Origin of the sequence: Streptomyces finlayi (assembly GCF_014216315.1) — a bacterium.
In the GTDB taxonomy this organism is placed as follows: domain Bacteria; phylum Actinomycetota; class Actinomycetes; order Streptomycetales; family Streptomycetaceae; genus Streptomyces; species Streptomyces finlayi_A.
Genome location: NZ_CP045702.1, coordinates 6348833 through 6363162 on the forward strand (window position 1 = coordinate 6348833; position 14330 = coordinate 6363162).

The following is a 14330-nucleotide window of genomic DNA, read 5'->3' on the forward strand; positions in this document are numbered from 1 at the left end:
TAGTGCTGCTCCGCGTTAGTTCGTGGAGGGGTGTTGTCAGGCTGCTTCCTTGAGTGGGGTGCCGTCGTAGGTCCAGCGGAAGGGCTTCGCGGTTTTGTTTCGGTTGATGATGTAGCTGTCCAGTTTGTCGATGAGGTCATCGCGGCCGGCGAAGTCGCCGTGCCGCAGGACGCTGCGGGTCAGGGCGGAGAAGACCAGCTCGACCTGGTTGAGCCACGAGGCGTGGGGCGGGGTGAAGTGCGCTGTCCAGCGTGGATGGGCCTTGAACCATGCCTTGGTGTGCTTGGCGGTGTGCGAAGAACCGTTGTCCAGCACCACGTGGATGTCCGTGCTGTCGGGGATGAGCGCGTTGATCCGGTCGAGGAATTCGGTGAAGGTCGCCGCGTTGTTGCGGGCGATCACCTCGGTGAGGACCTCGCCGGTGCGCACGTCGAGTGCGGCAACCAGGGAGGCGGTGCCGTGGCGGACGTACTCGAACTCCTGGCGGGCTGCCTGGCCTGGGGTGGTGGGGCGGCCGGGATGTTTGCGGGAGCGGGCGGCGATCGCGGTCTTCTCGTCGATCGACAGCAGCACCGCGTCCTGGGGCGGGTTGCGGTAGAGGTCGCAGATGTGCTCGGCGCGTTGCCAGAAGTCGGGGGTGTCGCGGCGGGTGAGCCAGCTGCGGACCTTGTGCGGCTTGAGGTCCAGGTCCGCCAGTATCCGCCCGATGTGGGAGGGCGAGACGGCTGCGAAGACGGTGCTGGCGACCCGCTCGGCGATTGCCCGATGGGTCCAGGTGGCCGCCGGGTGCGGTGGTTCGCTGGTCGCGGCGGCCACGATCGCCACACGTACCCGGTCGTCGTACACCTTGGGCCGGCCCGGGCGCCCGGTGTCCTTCAGGCCGTCCGGCCCGCGCTCGGCGAAGCGGCCGCGCCACTTGCGCACCGTGTTGATGGCGACGTTTAGCTCGCGTGCTATCTCCGCGTTGGTCTGGCCGCCGGCGGCCGCGAGCACGATCCTGGCCCGCAGAACGTCGCGGACCTGGGCTTTCGCTGATGCCGTCAACTGCTCCAGGGCCTTGTGCGTGGTCTCGTCCAAGGTGACGGCCACCGCCGCGACCGCTCCGCCCGGATGCCTGCGTACGTTCATGATCGATGATCATGGCGGCTAGCCTGCGGACCGGGCAGGATGGGGTCCGTGCCGAAGAACCCACCCGACTCGATGCAGCACCACCTGCGCGTTCGTCTGAACGCCCGAGCCAAGGACCGCTGGCCGCAACTGGCCCGCGTCGAGGTCCGCTTCCGCACCGGATTCGCTTACGTGAGCGGCGAGTTGGAGGACGGCGAGCAGATCCCCCTGTGTCGCCTGCGCTTCACCGGAGTCCTGCACACCTGGGGCTTCGCCCTCTACCTGGCCAGCCGCAACACCTACCAGGACAACATCCTGCCCACCGGCCTGCCCTTCGGCAGCCCCGAGGACTGCCTGGACTGCGCCTGCTACCTCTACCTCGGCGACCAGCCAGCCTGATCAACACCCCTCCACGAACTAACGCGGAGTAACACTAGTGAGCGTGCACCGTGACGAACGCTCCCGGGGTCAGTCCGAGGACCCCGGGGCGTACGTACCGAAGCTCCACACATTGCCCTCCGCGTCCCGCGCCATGTAGTCCCGCGAGCCGTAGTCCTGGTCCGTGGGCGGCATCAGGATCTCCACCCCGTGCTCCACCGCCCGCGCGTGATGCTCGTCGACCTCGTCCACGACGACGTACACACCCGCCGGCCCCGCGCCCTCCATCGCCTTGGCGAAGACGCCCTCTCCCCCCTTGGAGCCGAGCATCACCCTGCCGTTGCCGCAGGACAGTTCGGCATGGAGCACCTGGCCGTTCTCCCCCTCGTACACCGCTTCCTCGGTGAAGCCGAGGGCCTGGGTCAGGGTCCTGATCGCGGCCTTGGCGTCCGCGTACAGAATCGTCGGATAGATCGTCGGTACGCCCGTCGCTGCCCCTGCCATGACGTTCACCCTTCTCCTGCGTGCCCCTGCTCGGATGTGATCCGTGTCTCAGTGTTCCACCGGGCGCTGACAATGCCCTGCGCACAGCCGTCCGACACGGCCGAGGGCACCCGGCCGGAGTGTCACGGCGGTTCGTCCCGCACAGCACGCGGTAACGGAGTTGCACACCGCCAGTAGAATGGGCTCCATGGCAATTCTCCTTGTGCATTAGACGGCGTCGAGTCGTGAACCCGTAGTCCTCCCTCCGCCGTCCATACCGCCCTGGAGTTTTTCCCGTGATCACCGCTTCCGGCATCGAGCTGCGCGCCGGCGCCCGCATCCTCATCGAGTCCGCCTCCTTCCGTATCGCCAAGGGCGACCGCATCGGCCTCGTCGGCCGCAACGGAGCGGGCAAGACCACCCTCACCAAGTGCCTCGCGGGTGAGGGCACCCCCGCCGGCGGCACCATCACCCGCTCCGGCGAAGTCGGCTACCTCCCGCAGGACCCGCGCACCGGCGACCTCGAGGTCCTCGCCCGCGACCGCATCCTCTCGGCCCGCGGCCTCGACGCCATCCTGCGCAAGATGCGGGAGAACGAGGAGCGCATGGCCAGCGGCCAGGGCGCCACCCGTGAGAAGGCGATGAAGAAGTACGAGCGCCTGGAGACGGAGTTCCTCACCAAGGGCGGGTACGCCGCCGAGGCCGAGGCCGCCACCATCGCCGCCGCGCTCAGCCTGCCCGACCGGGTGCTCGGCCAGCCCCTGCACACCCTCTCCGGTGGTCAGCGCCGCCGCGTCGAGCTGGCCCGCATCCTCTTCTCGGACGCCGACACCCTGCTCCTCGACGAGCCCACCAACCACCTCGACGCGGACTCGGTCGTCTGGCTGCGCGACTACCTCAAGACGTACCGCGGCGGCTTCGTCGTGATCTCCCACGACGTCGACCTCGTCGAGACCGTCGTCAACAAGGTCTTCTACCTCGACGCCAACCGCGCCCAGATCGACGTCTACAACATGGGCTGGAAGCTGTACCAGCAGCAGCGCGAGGCCGACGAGAAGCGCCGCAAGCGCGAGCGTCAGAACGCCGAGAAGAAGGCCGCGACCCTCAACGCGCAGGCCGACAAGATGCGCGCCAAGGCCACCAAGACCGTCGCCGCCCAGAACATGGCCAAGCGCGCCGACCGGCTGCTCTCGGGTCTGGAGGCCGTACGGGTCTCCGACAAGGTCGCCAAACTGCGCTTCCCCGACCCCTCGCCGTGCGGCAGGACCCCGCTGATGGCGGAGGGCCTGTCCAAGTCGTACGGCTCGCTCGAGATCTTCACGGATGTGGATCTCGCCATCGACAAGGGCTCCAGGGTCGTCATCCTGGGCCTCAACGGTGCGGGCAAGACCACCCTGCTCCGTCTCCTCGGCGGCGCGGAGAAGGCGGACACCGGCGAGATCATCGAGGGCCACGGCCTCAAGCTCGGCTACTACGCCCAGGAGCACGAGACCCTCGACCCGGACCGCACCGTCCTGGAGAACATGCGCTCCGCGGCGCCCGACCTCGACCTCGTCGCGGTCCGCAAGACCCTCGGTTCGTTCCTGTTCTCCGGTGACGACGTCGACAAGCCCGCCGGAGTGCTCTCGGGCGGTGAGAAGACCCGTCTCGCCCTGGCGACCCTGGTCGTCTCCTCCGCCAACGTCCTGCTCCTCGACGAGCCCACGAACAACCTCGACCCGGCCAGCCGCGAAGAGATCCTGGGCGCCCTGCGTACGTACAAGGGCGCCGTCGTCCTCGTCACGCACGACGAGGGTGCGGTCGAGGCGCTCCAGCCGGAGCGCATCATCCTGCTGCCCGACGGTGTCGAGGACCTGTGGGGCGCGGACTACCGCGACCTGGTGGCCCTGGCCTGACCTCTTCCGCGAGGGGCCGGCGCATGCTGATCCACGCACTGATCCACTCCGTATGGATCATTCGGCCTACGTGTGATCCATCATCTGAGTGAGCGGCTCTCGTACCTCGGCGTGGCGCCCGGCAGATACCTGTCGGGTGCACCCATATGCGGCCGCCCACCCCGCACAGCCCTGACCTGGTGGTTCTTCCAGCTCCTGTGCGCGCTCGTCCACGACAGGCCACGGAATATGAGATTCCGTTTGTGTCGACGTGCGCCCGGACCGCGAAACCGCTCGCACAGACCTTGCCGAATGGGTGGCCAGGAAGCGCGTGAGGGGTGATCATGAGAGTTCAGAGCGCACTTCCTATGAGGAGGCACGGGTGGCCGAGACTCTGAAGAAGGGCAGCCGGGTTACCGGCGCCGCGCGTGACAAGCTCGCGGCAGACCTGAAGAAGAAGTACGACTCCGGTGCGAGCATCAGGGCGCTGGCCGAGGACACCGGCCGCTCCTACGGGTTCGTTCACCGGATGCTCAGTGAGTCCGGAGTGACGCTGCGGGGACGCGGCGGAGCGACGCGAGGCAAGAAGGCTCCTGCGGCCTGACCGCCGACCAGGGTCGGGGCGGTTCGGTTCACGGACCTGCCCCGGGACCCACCGGAACTCGTGGTGACCACCCGGTCGGCCGCAGGGTCGTCCGGGTGGTTACTGTTCAGTCACTTACCAGTGAAGTGCTGACAGCACCCGATCCGGAGGCGTCCCATGACCTCGCTCGACTCTGTGCTCGACAAGGACGGCGTACGGCTCACCGTCGATGACGCGGTTGCCACAGTGACTCTCACCAATCCGGCCAAGCGCAACGCTCAGTCTCCCGCTCTGTGGCGGGCGTTGACGGAGGCCGGACGGGCATTGCCCGGCAGTGTGCGGGTCGTCGTGCTCCGCGGCGAGGGACAGTCCTTCTCCGCGGGACTCGACCGGCAGGCGTTCACCCCGGAAGGGTTCGACGGTGAGCCATCCTTCCTCGACATGGCGCGTGGCTCGGAGACCGAGCTCGACGCGACCATCGCCGAGTACCAGGAGGCGTTCACCTGGTGGCGCCGCAACGACATCGTGTCGATCGCGGCCGTCCAGGGCCACGCGATCGGTGCCGGCTTCCAGCTCGCCCTCGCCTGCGATCTGCGGATCGCCGCCGACGACGTGCAGTTCGCCATGCGCGAGACCAGTCTCGGTCTCGTCCCCGACCTCACGGGCACGCACCCCCTGGTGAACCTCGTGGGGTACGCCCGCGCGCTCGAAATCTGTGCCACCGGCCGCTTCGTGCACGCGGAGGAGGCCGAGCGCACCGGCCTCGCCAACCTCGTCGTCCCCGCCGACCAGCTGGACGCGGCCGCCCACGACCTGGCCGCCGCACTCCTCGCGGCTCCTCGTGACGCGGTCGTCGAGACCAAGGCCCTGCTGAGCGGCGCCGTATCCCGGACGTACGAGGAGCAGCGCACCGCCGAGCGGGCCGCCCAGGGCCGCAGGCTGCGCGACCTGGCGGGCGTCACCGACTGAGCGGGCGCCCCTCGCGTCAGCCCGGAGCGACCACGGCGGTGATGAGCACCCCGACCGGCGGACGGCCTTCCACTGCCGCCGTCACCGCCGTGCGTACCGCCTGAGCGACATCGAGCGCCCGGTGGTCCCAGGCGGTCGCCACCTCGACCCGGACGTGATCCTCATCGGTGTGCACGGCGCTGCCCAGGACCTGGGTCAGCGCCACCACACCGGGCACCGACGACGCCGCGGCCCCCGCGGCCTCATCGACCCCCGCGGCACGCACCTCGGCGGGCGCGGCGGCGACCGGCTCGGGCGCCGTGTCCAGCAGCTCCGTCACCCGGAGGTCGGCCTCGGTGACCACCATGCCGAGCCGCTGCCGTGCCGCGTCCAGCAGCACCGAGCGCAGGGCCTCCGCCATGGCCGGCAGCGGCTGGTCCATCGTGGCCGAGAACTCCGCCTCGATCCGCAGCGGCCCGGCCGGATACGCACTGGGGGGAGCGGGCACCACGCCGTCGTCCCCTGTCGGAGCAGGGTCCGCGCCGGGGTCCACCGGACCGATCCTGAGCTTTCCCAGGACCGCGCCCGATCCCGCGGCGGCCTCCCGCAGTACGGCGTCCGCCGCCCGCTCCGCGATCCACGTTCCGTCCCCCGGACCGCCCAGAGGGAGCAACCGGCCCAGGCCGAGTCGCTGCCGTACCGCAGCCGTCCATTTGTCGGCCCGCTGGGGGCTGTGCGCCGTTGTCATGGGGTCAGCCTGCCGCATCCACGGCGCGGAATGGGGCAAGCGCACTTAATGTGGGCAGCGAAGTCCAACCCTGTCCCCGAAGGGAAGAGCGGCGATGACCGAGAGCCAGCAGCGCACCCCTGACAAGGAATCCGGTGGAGACGGCAGGACGCTGACCAGGCGTGGCGGGGGAGCCCCCGCGACCCGGGGCCGCACCACCATCGCCGACGGCGTCGTCGAGAAGATCGCCGGAATGGCCGCACGCGATGTCGCCGGAGTCCACGCGATGGGCAGTGGCCTGTCCCGGACCTTCGGCGCGGTCCGCGACCGCGTCCCCGGCGGCGGCAAGTCCGTCACCCGCGGAGTCAAGGCCGAAGTCGGCGAATCGCAGACCGCACTCGACCTGGAGATCGTCGTCGACTACGGCGTGTCGATCGGCGACGTCGCCCGCGATGTACGGGAGAACGTCGTCGCGGCGGTCGAGCGCATGACCGGTCTCGAAGTCGTCGAGGTCAACATCGCGGTCAGCGACGTCAAGCTGCCCGATGAGGAGGACGACGAGTCCGAGCCCGAGCCACGTCTCCAGTAGCCCTGCGCCGAAAGGCAGTTGAGGAGCGCACGATGAGCATGGCTGTGGCCGGCCTGTTGGCCGGCATGGCACTGGGATTCGCCGGATACTTCGGCGGATTCGGAGCCTTTCTGCTGGTGGCCGCCCTGGGCGCGGTCGGCTTCGTCGCCGGCCGCTTCCTGGACGGCGACCTGGAACCCGGCGACTTCTTCCGGAGTCGCGAGCGCGGCGACCGGCGACGGTGACGGCGGTGACCGACCGGGTCGCCGCCGCCGAGCGCGGGGAGACCCGGATCGCCGACCGGGTCGTCGCCAAGATCGCCGCCCAGGCGGCCAAGGAGGCGATCAGCGAGCTGCCCGATGAGGGCGCCGCCCCGCGCGCCACGGTCACCGTCCACCGGGACGCGGCCCGCGTACGGGTCAGTCTGGAGCTCGGGTACCCGTCCGACATCGGCCGCCAGTGCGGTGCCGTGCGTCGGCGGGTCACCGAACGGGTAGGAACGCTGGCGGGAATGGAGGTGCCCGAGGTGGCCGTTCAGGTCGAGCGGCTCCACACCACAGGACCGGGCGCCGCGGCGCAGGGGAGGATCCGATGAGCGAACCCCGGCACGGCGACGACACCGGGAGAACCGGAAGCACCGAGAGCGGCACGCAGCGGCTGCCCACCGTCGCCCCCCTGGCCGAGGGAGACGTCAAGGAACTCGACCAGTCGAGTTCGGCCGCCGAACACGATCCCGTCCCCACCCTGGAACACGGCGGCCGGGCGGGCAGGTTCTGGTCCGCCCGTCGTGTCCCCGCGGCGCTCCTCGCGCTGGTGGTCGTCGGTGGTACGGGACTCCTGCTGTACGACATCGCGGCCGTACGCGCCGGCCACCCCGCGATGAGCTGGCGGCGCTCGCTGGCGGACGAACTGGCCCGAAGGCCCCTGGACGACGTCTGGGTGCTGACCGGAGCCGCCGTCGCGGCGGCGCTCGGCGTGTGGCTGATCCTCCTCGCCGTCACCCCCGGACTCCGCGACCTGCTGCCGATGCGGCGCGAGCACGCCGACGTGAGGGCGGCGCTCGACCGGACCGCCGCCGCCATGGTGCTGCGCGACCGTGCCGTGGCGGTGTCCGGTGTGCAGTCCGTTCGGGTGCGGATGGGCCGGAGCAAGGTGGCGGTGCGCGCCGTGTCGCACTTCCGCGAACTCGATGACGTACGGGCCGACCTGGACTCCGTACTCGGAACGGGCATCAAGGAGCTGGGCCTGGCCAAGCCGCCGGGCCTCTCCGTGCATGTCCGCCGGCCGGCGAAGAAGGGGTGAACGGCGTGCGCAGGAACGTCAACCGGGTACTGCTCGGCCTGGCCGGGCTGGTGCTCACCGTCATCGGCGGCGCCGTCCTCGCCGCCGGGCTGGGTGCGAACGTGCCCTCCTGGTGGCCCTGGGACGGCACGGACGACGTGCTGCTCAGCGAGGCCGACCGGGACCGCTGGCGCGACAGCGGCTGGTGGTGGCCGACAGTGATCGCGGTCCTCGCGGTCGTGCTGGTCCTCGCCCTGTGGTGGCTGCTGGCCCAGCTGCGCAGTGCCCGCCTCTCCGAGGTGCTGGTGGACAGCGGGGACGGCGAGGGGGCTCTGCTCAGGGGCCGGGCCCTGGAGGGCGTGCTCTCCGACGAGGCCGGCACCCTGGACGGCGTCTCGCGGGCCCAGGCCGTGCTGACGGGCCGGCGCAACGCACCGCGGGCCAGGGTCCGGCTGCTGATGGAGCCGCACGCTGCCCCGGACCAGGCGCTGCGCGGCCTCGCCGACCAGGCGCTGGCCCACGCCAGGGACTCGGCGGGGCTGGACGAGCTGCCTGCCGAAGTCCGTCTGAAGGCCGTCAAGCACCGTGCCGAACGCGTGAGCTGACGTCGCACGGCCAGGCCCGCCCCGGTGCGCGGCGGTTTCTCGCAGCGGTTCAGAAACCGTGCCGGGAGCCGCCGTCGACGGGCACCATGATGCCGGTCAGATAGGACGCGGCGGGGGAGAGCAGGAAGGCCGCGGTCTTCCCGAACTCCTCCGGCGTGCCGTAGCGGCGCAGCGGGATCCGGGCCTCGTTGGCCGTGCGGGACGCCTCCGCGTCGCCGGACAGCGCGTCGAGTTCCCGCACCCGGTCGGTGTCGATCCGGGCCGGCAGGACTCCCACGACGCGGATACCGCGCGGACCCAGCTCGTCGGCCAGCGACTTGGCGAAGCCCGCGAGGCCGGGGCGCAGCCCGTTGGAGATGGTCAGTCCGGCGATCGGCTCGTGGACCGAGCCGGAGAGCACGAAGCCGATGACCCCGCCCTCGCCGAGCACCGCCGCCGTCGTGCGCGCCAGACGTACGGCCCCGAGGAAGACGGATTCGAAGGCCGTCCGCCACTGCTCGTCGCTGTTGTCGGCGACGAAGCCCGGTGCGGGACCGCCGACGCTGATGAGAATGCCGTCCAGTCGGCCGAACCGTTCCTTCGCGGTGTCCACGAGGAGCTGTGCGGCTGCCGGGTCGGCGTTGTCGGCGGCGAGCCCCAGGGCGTCCGGCCCCAGGTCGGCGGCTGCCGCCATGACGCTCTTCTCGTCCCGGCCGGTGATGACCACCTTCGCGCCGTCCGCGGCCAGGGCACGCGCGGTGGCGTTGCCCAGCCCGCGGGTCGCGCCGGTGACGATGTACACACGGTCCTTCAGCCCAAGATCCATGGCCCTATCCTGCCGGGTCCTGTGCGGCGAGTGCGACCGCGGTGTTCACCAGTCCGATATGACTGAACGCCTGCGGGAAGTTGCCGAGCTGACGCCCGGCCACCGTGTCGTACTCCTCGGCGAGCAGCCCCACGTCGTTGCGCAGGGTGAGCAGCAGCTCGAAGAGCTGCCGGGCCTCGGCCGCCCGGCCGGTCTGCAGCAGTGCGTCCGCCAGCCAGAACGAGCAGACGACGAAGGCCCCCTCGCGGCCCGGCAGGCCGTCGACGGACCGGCCGTCGGTGCTGTAGCGGCGCACCAGACCGTCCCTGCCCAGCTCCTCCCGTACCGCGTCGACCGTGCCGACGACCCGGGGATCGTCCGGCGGGAGGAACCCGGTGCGCACGATCAGCAGCGTCGCGGCGTCCAGCTCCCTGGAGCCGTACGACTGCGTGAACGTGTTCCGTACGGGGTCGTACCCCTTCTCGCAGACCTCGGCGTGCACGGCGTCCCGCATCGCGCGCCACCGGTCGGCGTTCCCCGGAAGGCCGGGGCTCTCCTCCAGGGTGCGCACCGTACGGTCGGCGGCGACCCACGCCATCAGCTTGGAATGCACGAAGTGACGGCGCGCACCGCGGATCTCCCACAGCCCCTCGTCCGGTTCGCGCCAGGTGGATTCCAGGAAGCCGAGCAGGCTGAGCTGGAGCTTCCAGGCGTGTGTCTTGCTTTCGAGACCGGCGTCGCGGGCCAGTCCGAGCGAGTCGATGACCTCTCCGTACACATCGAGCTGCCGCTGCCGTACCGCCTCGTTGCCTGTGCGGACCGGCCGGGAACCCTCGTAGCCGCGCAGCCAGGGCAGCTCCGTCTCCGGGAGTCTGCGCTCACCGGCCAGCCCGTACATGATCTGGAGATCCGCCGGGTCTCCGGCGACGGCCCGCAGCAGCCAGTCCCGCCAGGCGGCCGCCTCGTCCAGATATCCGCCCGCGAGCAGGGCGCCGAGAGTGAGTGTGGAGTCCCGCAGCCAGCAGTAGCGGTAGTCCCAGTTCCGTACGCCTCCGATGTCCTCCGGCAGGGAGGTGGTGGGGGCCGCCACGATGCCGCCCGTGGGGCCGTAGGTGAGTGCCTTCAGGGTGATGAGGGAGCGCAGGACGGCCTGGCGGTACTCGCCCTGATAGGTGCACCGGCCTGCCCACTCCGCCCAGTCGGACAGGGTGTGACCGAGCGCCTCGTACGGATCGATGAGCTTGGGACGCGGCGCGTGCGATGCGTGCCAGGTGAGGACGAACGCCACCTGTTCGCCCTCGGCCACCGTGAACGAGGAGCAGGTGGAGAACTGCTGACCCCAGGTCTTGACCGGCGGATCACTGCGCAGCCATACGGAGTCGGGGCCGGCCACGGCCACCCGGTGGCCGTGCGAGCGGCGCATCCAGGGCACGACGGAACCGAAGTCGAAGCGCAGCCGCAGGACGGAACTCATGTCCACGCTGCCGCTGATGCCCTCGACGATCCTCATGAGGTCCGGGGCCTTGTCGCGCTGGGGCATGAAGTCGGTCACCTTGACGGTGCCGGTCCGGGTCTCCCAGAACGTCTCCAGTACGAGGGAGTCACCCGCGTATCCGCGCCGCGTGCAGGTGTCCGAGCTGTCCGTTCCCTTGGGGGCGATGCGCCAGTGGCCGTTGTCCTCGTCGCCGAGCAGCGCGGCGAAGCAGGCGCCGGAGTCGAAGCGGGGCAGACAGAGCCAGTCGACGGAACCGTTCCTGCCGACCAGGGCGGCGGTCTGGAGATCACCGATCAGGGCGTAGTCCTCGATGCGTGGGGTCACGCTCTGGCGTGTTCCCGGACCTGCGCCCTGTTAAGCGGACAGGGGCGGGCGGTTGTGCTTCCCAGGCCGTTCGCCCCGGCGGGACTCGGGAGCGACCAGTGCGTCCGGTGCGACGGGTCAGACCGTGGCGCCGGCGGTCGCGGGCCTGCCCGGCTCCTCGGCGCTCTCGCCCCGCGCCGCGGCCTCCTGGAGATCGCGCTTCTCCCGGCGTACGAGAACGACCCAGCCGACCGGCACACCGGCGGCGAACAGCCACCACTGCACGGCGTACGCCATGTGCGCGCCGATGGAGCTGTCATCGGGTGAGGCGATCTGTTCGGGGGAGCCCCCGTAGGGCTCGGGCCCGGTCTGTTCGAGGTAGCCGCCGAGAACCGGCCGGGACAGCAGCGCGGACTGCTGGTCGCTGTTGATCAGCATGACCTGGCGGTCCGGCAGGCCCGACAGGTCCTTGATGCCACTGCTGCCGGTGGTCTCGTCGGCCTTGAGCCGTCCGGTGACGGTCACCTCGCCCCTGGGCGGGGCCGGGACCTTCGGGAACGCCCGCTGGTCGCCGTCGGTCGGCACCCAGCCCCGGTTCACCAGGACGGTGCCCCCGTCCGTGAGGTCGAGCGGGGTCAGGACGTGGGCCCCGAGCCGGTCGTCATCGGAGGTCCGCCGCCGTACGACCACTTCGTGCGCGGTGTCGAACGTCCCCGTGGCGGTGACCGCGCGCCAGTAGTCGGCTCGCGGGACGGTGTGCCCGGGGGAGGTCAGTTCGGCGACCGGGACCGGCTTCGCTTTGAGGTTGTGGGAGATCAGCGCGTTCTGGGCGACCCGGTGCTGATGCCGGTGCAGCTGCCAGAAGCCCAGCTCGACCATCGTCGGAATCAGGACGAGCGCGAGCAGGGCGAGGATCACCCACTGCCGGGTCAACAGGAAGCGGTACACCCCATGACGGTACAACCGGGTCATGGGGTGCTGAACGCAGGGGGTCGGCGTAGCGGCCGGCGTCGGTGGCCGCCCGGGGCACAGCCCGCCCGTCACACTTTGTCGACGATGCCCGCCCTTCCCTCGGCCCGGGCGCAGTGGGCCCCGCAGTACCACTGGCCCTCGACCTCGACACCCTGCCCGATGACCTGGACCCGGCAGTGCTCACAGATGGGCGCCATGCGGTGGATGGCGCAGGAGAAGCAGTCGAAGACGTGCACCGCGCCCTGCGCGTGCACCTCGAAGGACATGCCGTAGTCGTTTCCGCAAACCTCGCAACGTGCCATGCGCCACAGGGTGTGACGCGGGGCGGCGGCGGGCGAGCGGATGGCGGGCGAGTCGCGCCCGGTTCACTCCGATGACGGCGCGGGCGCCACGTCCCTCAGCAGATGGGTGAAGGCGCTCTCCTCCAGGATCGGCGTCCCGAACGACTTCGCCTTCACCGTCTTCGACGTCGCGGCGTCCGGGTCGTTGGTGACGAGCAGGCTGGTCAGCCGCGAGACGCCGCTCGCCACGTGCAGCCCGGCCTCCACGGCGCGGTCCTCCAGCAGCTCACGGTCGATCGAGGTGTCCCCGGAGAAGGCCACCCGCATGCCCTGCATGAGGGGCTTCTCCTTCTCGTACCGCCCCGGATTCGGATACGGGCACGCCGGGAGCTTGCGCGAGGCACGCCAGCTGTTCTGACCGTGCGAAGCCTGATATCCGATCCGGGGGGTGACCGGGGAGTCGGACCACTCGGTCAGTGGCCGGCACTCCAGCAGAGGCAGCCGCACCCCGCCGAGCGCCGCGGCGTGCAGACTCGGCCGGAACGCCTCGGCCAGCACCCGGGCGTCGTCGAGCGCGTGGTGCGCGCGCTGCTGCACCACGCCGAAGTGCGCGGCCAGCGACTCCAGCTTGTGGTTGGGCAGCGGCAGCCGCAGCTCCTTGGAGAGGGCGATGGTGCACAGGCGCTGTTCCACAGGAGCGACGGCGGAGGCCCGTGCGTACTCACGGGCGATCATCGACCAGTCGAATGCCGCGTTGTGCGCGACGAGCACCCGGTCCGCGAGCCGCTCGGACAACTGCGCGGCCACCTCCGGGAAGAGCGGGGCGCCTTCCAGTACGTCGCTGGTCAGCCCGTGGATCCAGACGGGACCCGGGTCCCGCTCGGGGTTGACCAGTGTGTACCAGTGATCCTCCACATTGCCCTGGGCGTCGAGCCGGTAGACGGCAGCCGACACTATCCGGTCGTCGCGGGCGAGTCCGGTGGTCTCCACGTCGACGACCGCGTACCCCTGGGGGTAGGCGGTCGGCCACGGCGCTGCGGTCTGACGGTCGTCGAGCATGGTCACAGAGAATACGGGCCGCGACTGACAGTCCCCTATTCGGCCGTCTCCGTGAACGCGGCGGCGCCGGGCGACACGGGCTCCGACAGCGGTGAGACCATCTCCGGGTGACGGACGCACAGATTCATGAGGAAGCCCACGGGGGACTCGGCGCACGGCTGAACTGGCTCCGCGCCGCGGTCCTCGGCGCCAACGACGGTGTGGTGTCCACCGCCGGCCTGGTGGTCGGCGTCGCCGGAGCGACCAGCGACCGTGGCGCCCTGTTCACGGCGGGGCTGGCCGGGCTGCTCGCCGGGTCCATGTCGATGGCGGCCGGTGAGTACGTATCGGTCTCCACCCAGCGCGACTCGGAGAAGGCCGCCCTGGCGACCGAGCGCCGCGAGCTCTCGGAGACCCCCGAGGCCGAACTCGCCGAACTCACCGGCCTCCTGGAGGACAAGGGCCTGAGCACGGCGGTGGCCAAGGAGGCCGCGCTCCAGCTCACCGAACGCGACGCCCTGCGCGCTCACGCCCAGGTCGAGCTGGGCATCGACCCGGACGGTCTGACGAATCCGTGGCACGCCGCGGGCGCGAGCTTCCTGGCCTTCACGCTGGGGGCGCTCCTGCCCCTGCTCGCCATCCTGCTGCCGCCGGTCCCACTGAGGCTGCCGGTCACCGTGGTGTCGGTCATGGCCACCCTGGCGCTGACGGGGTGGTGGAGCGCCCGCCTCGGAGCGGCGGCACCCTGGCCCGCCGTCCTGCGCAACGTGGGCGGGGGAGCGGTGGCGATGGCGGTCACGTACGCGGCGGGGGCGGCGCTCGGGGCCGCGGGCGTGTGAGAGGCCGTCCGGTCCCGTCGCCGCCGCTCCCGCGCCACCGTTCTTGGCGGAAGTCACCAACGGC

At 70.8% G+C, this 14330-nt stretch carries 18 protein-coding genes; 10 read left to right on the plus strand and 8 right to left on the minus strand.

The annotated features are described in order from the left end of the window. Positions 1-36 precede the first annotated feature (36 nt). Entirely contained in the window at positions 37-1128 is a 1092-nt protein-coding gene (locus tag F0344_RS29025) for an IS630 family transposase (protein ID WP_185297067.1), read from the minus strand. 48 nt (positions 1129-1176) lie between these two features. Here F0344_RS29025 and F0344_RS29030 point away from each other — a divergent pair, with 48 nt between their 5' ends. Next, on the plus strand, positions 1177-1506 hold the full coding sequence (locus F0344_RS29030) for a hypothetical protein (RefSeq protein ID WP_185297068.1): 330 nt from the start codon (positions 1177-1179) through the stop codon (positions 1504-1506). A gap of 69 nt (positions 1507-1575) precedes the next feature. Here the strand turns inward: F0344_RS29030 and F0344_RS29035 are convergent, their stop codons facing one another. Further along, positions 1576-1989 (minus strand): VOC family protein, encoded by a 414-nt coding sequence (locus F0344_RS29035; RefSeq protein WP_185301580.1) that lies wholly within the window; start codon positions 1987-1989, stop codon positions 1576-1578. Between the two features lie 275 nt (positions 1990-2264). Between F0344_RS29035 and F0344_RS29040 the strand changes: the two genes are divergently transcribed. The 3 genes from F0344_RS29040 (at position 2265) to F0344_RS29050 (ending at position 5394) form a co-directional block, all read left to right on the plus strand. Beyond that, on the plus strand, positions 2265-3863 hold the full coding sequence (locus F0344_RS29040; protein ID WP_185301581.1) for an ABC-F family ATP-binding cassette domain-containing protein: 1599 nt from the start codon (positions 2265-2267) through the stop codon (positions 3861-3863). 361 nt (positions 3864-4224) lie between these two features. Continuing rightward, a complete protein-coding gene (locus F0344_RS29045; protein WP_185301582.1) occupies positions 4225-4446 on the plus strand; it encodes a helix-turn-helix domain-containing protein in 222 nt (73 codons plus the stop codon). Positions 4447-4602: 156 nt separating this feature from the next. Beyond that, on the plus strand, positions 4603-5394 hold the full coding sequence (locus F0344_RS29050) for an enoyl-CoA hydratase/isomerase family protein (RefSeq protein WP_185301583.1): 792 nt from the start codon (positions 4603-4605) through the stop codon (positions 5392-5394). 16 nt (positions 5395-5410) lie between these two features. Here the strand turns inward: F0344_RS29050 and F0344_RS29055 are convergent, their stop codons facing one another. Beyond that, on the minus strand, positions 5411-6121 hold the full coding sequence (locus tag F0344_RS29055) for a hypothetical protein (RefSeq protein ID WP_185301584.1): 711 nt from the start codon (positions 6119-6121) through the stop codon (positions 5411-5413). 94 nt (positions 6122-6215) lie between these two features. Between F0344_RS29055 and F0344_RS29060 the strand changes: the two genes are divergently transcribed. From F0344_RS29060 to amaP, 5 genes are read left to right on the plus strand one after another with little or no spacing between them, the layout of a single operon-like run. Further along, positions 6216-6689, plus strand: a complete 474-nt coding sequence (locus tag F0344_RS29060) for an Asp23/Gls24 family envelope stress response protein (protein WP_185301585.1) — start codon at positions 6216-6218, stop codon at positions 6687-6689. 32 nt (positions 6690-6721) lie between these two features. Continuing rightward, positions 6722-6913: a hypothetical protein gene (locus F0344_RS29065; RefSeq protein WP_185301586.1), complete on the plus strand. Its 192-nt coding sequence runs from the start codon at positions 6722-6724 to the stop codon at positions 6911-6913. After that, positions 6910-7263 (plus strand): Asp23/Gls24 family envelope stress response protein, encoded by a 354-nt coding sequence (locus F0344_RS29070; protein ID WP_185301587.1) that lies wholly within the window; start codon positions 6910-6912, stop codon positions 7261-7263. Before F0344_RS29065 ends, F0344_RS29070 begins: the two co-directional genes overlap by 4 nt. Continuing rightward, positions 7260-7970 carry a DUF6286 domain-containing protein gene (locus F0344_RS29075; RefSeq protein ID WP_185301588.1) on the plus strand — a complete coding sequence of 237 codons (711 nt, stop codon included), beginning with the start codon at positions 7260-7262 and terminating at the stop codon, positions 7968-7970. The genes F0344_RS29070 and F0344_RS29075 overlap by 4 nt, the downstream gene beginning before the upstream one ends. Before the next feature lie 5 nt (positions 7971-7975). Next, positions 7976-8554: an alkaline shock response membrane anchor protein AmaP gene (amaP, locus tag F0344_RS29080; RefSeq protein ID WP_374940125.1), complete on the plus strand. Its 579-nt coding sequence runs from the start codon at positions 7976-7978 to the stop codon at positions 8552-8554. A 49-nt stretch (positions 8555-8603) separates the two neighbouring features. Here amaP and F0344_RS29085 read toward each other — a convergent pair whose 3' ends face one another. From F0344_RS29085 to F0344_RS29105, 5 genes are all read right to left on the minus strand, one after another. Then, complete coding sequence (locus F0344_RS29085; protein WP_185301590.1) at positions 8604-9359, minus strand: SDR family oxidoreductase; 756 nt, start codon at positions 9357-9359, stop codon at positions 8604-8606. A 4-nt stretch (positions 9360-9363) separates the two neighbouring features. Continuing rightward, positions 9364-11157 (minus strand): glycoside hydrolase family 15 protein, encoded by a 1794-nt coding sequence (locus tag F0344_RS29090; RefSeq protein WP_185301591.1) that lies wholly within the window; start codon positions 11155-11157, stop codon positions 9364-9366. Between the two features lie 117 nt (positions 11158-11274). Beyond that, positions 11275-12084, minus strand: coding sequence for an SURF1 family cytochrome oxidase biogenesis protein (locus F0344_RS29095; protein ID WP_185301592.1), 810 nt, complete (start codon positions 12082-12084; stop codon positions 11275-11277). 92 nt (positions 12085-12176) lie between these two features. Beyond that, on the minus strand, positions 12177-12410 hold the full coding sequence (locus F0344_RS29100; RefSeq protein ID WP_185301593.1) for a hypothetical protein: 234 nt from the start codon (positions 12408-12410) through the stop codon (positions 12177-12179). A 63-nt stretch (positions 12411-12473) separates the two neighbouring features. Then, positions 12474-13454 (minus strand): DEDDh family exonuclease, encoded by a 981-nt coding sequence (locus F0344_RS29105; RefSeq protein ID WP_185301594.1) that lies wholly within the window; start codon positions 13452-13454, stop codon positions 12474-12476. A 101-nt stretch (positions 13455-13555) separates the two neighbouring features. On the opposite strand from F0344_RS29105, the gene F0344_RS29110 reads away from it, so the two are divergent. Beyond that, positions 13556-14266, plus strand: a complete 711-nt coding sequence (locus tag F0344_RS29110; RefSeq protein WP_258050159.1) for a VIT1/CCC1 transporter family protein — start codon at positions 13556-13558, stop codon at positions 14264-14266. Positions 14267-14330: the final 64 nt, after the last annotated feature.

Excerpts from the sequence above, each read along its gene's own strand:
- F0344_RS29025 (WP_185297067.1), bottom strand. The coding sequence starts at position 1,128 with ATGAACGTACGCAGGCATCCGGGCGGAGCGGTCGCGGCGGTGGCCGTC.
- F0344_RS29035 (WP_185301580.1), bottom strand. The coding sequence starts at position 1,989 with ATGGCAGGGGCAGCGACGGGCGTACCGACGATCTATCCGACGATTCTG.
- F0344_RS29050 (WP_185301583.1), top strand. The coding sequence starts at position 4,603 with ATGACCTCGCTCGACTCTGTGCTCGACAAGGACGGCGTACGGCTCACC.
- F0344_RS29055 (WP_185301584.1), bottom strand. The coding sequence starts at position 6,121 with ATGACAACGGCGCACAGCCCCCAGCGGGCCGACAAATGGACGGCTGCG.
- F0344_RS29060 (WP_185301585.1), top strand. The coding sequence starts at position 6,216 with ATGACCGAGAGCCAGCAGCGCACCCCTGACAAGGAATCCGGTGGAGAC.
- F0344_RS29065 (WP_185301586.1), top strand. The coding sequence starts at position 6,722 with ATGAGCATGGCTGTGGCCGGCCTGTTGGCCGGCATGGCACTGGGATTC.
- F0344_RS29075 (WP_185301588.1), top strand. The coding sequence starts at position 7,260 with ATGAGCGAACCCCGGCACGGCGACGACACCGGGAGAACCGGAAGCACC.
- F0344_RS29085 (WP_185301590.1), bottom strand. The coding sequence starts at position 9,359 with ATGGATCTTGGGCTGAAGGACCGTGTGTACATCGTCACCGGCGCGACC.
- F0344_RS29100 (WP_185301593.1), bottom strand. The coding sequence starts at position 12,410 with ATGGCACGTTGCGAGGTTTGCGGAAACGACTACGGCATGTCCTTCGAG.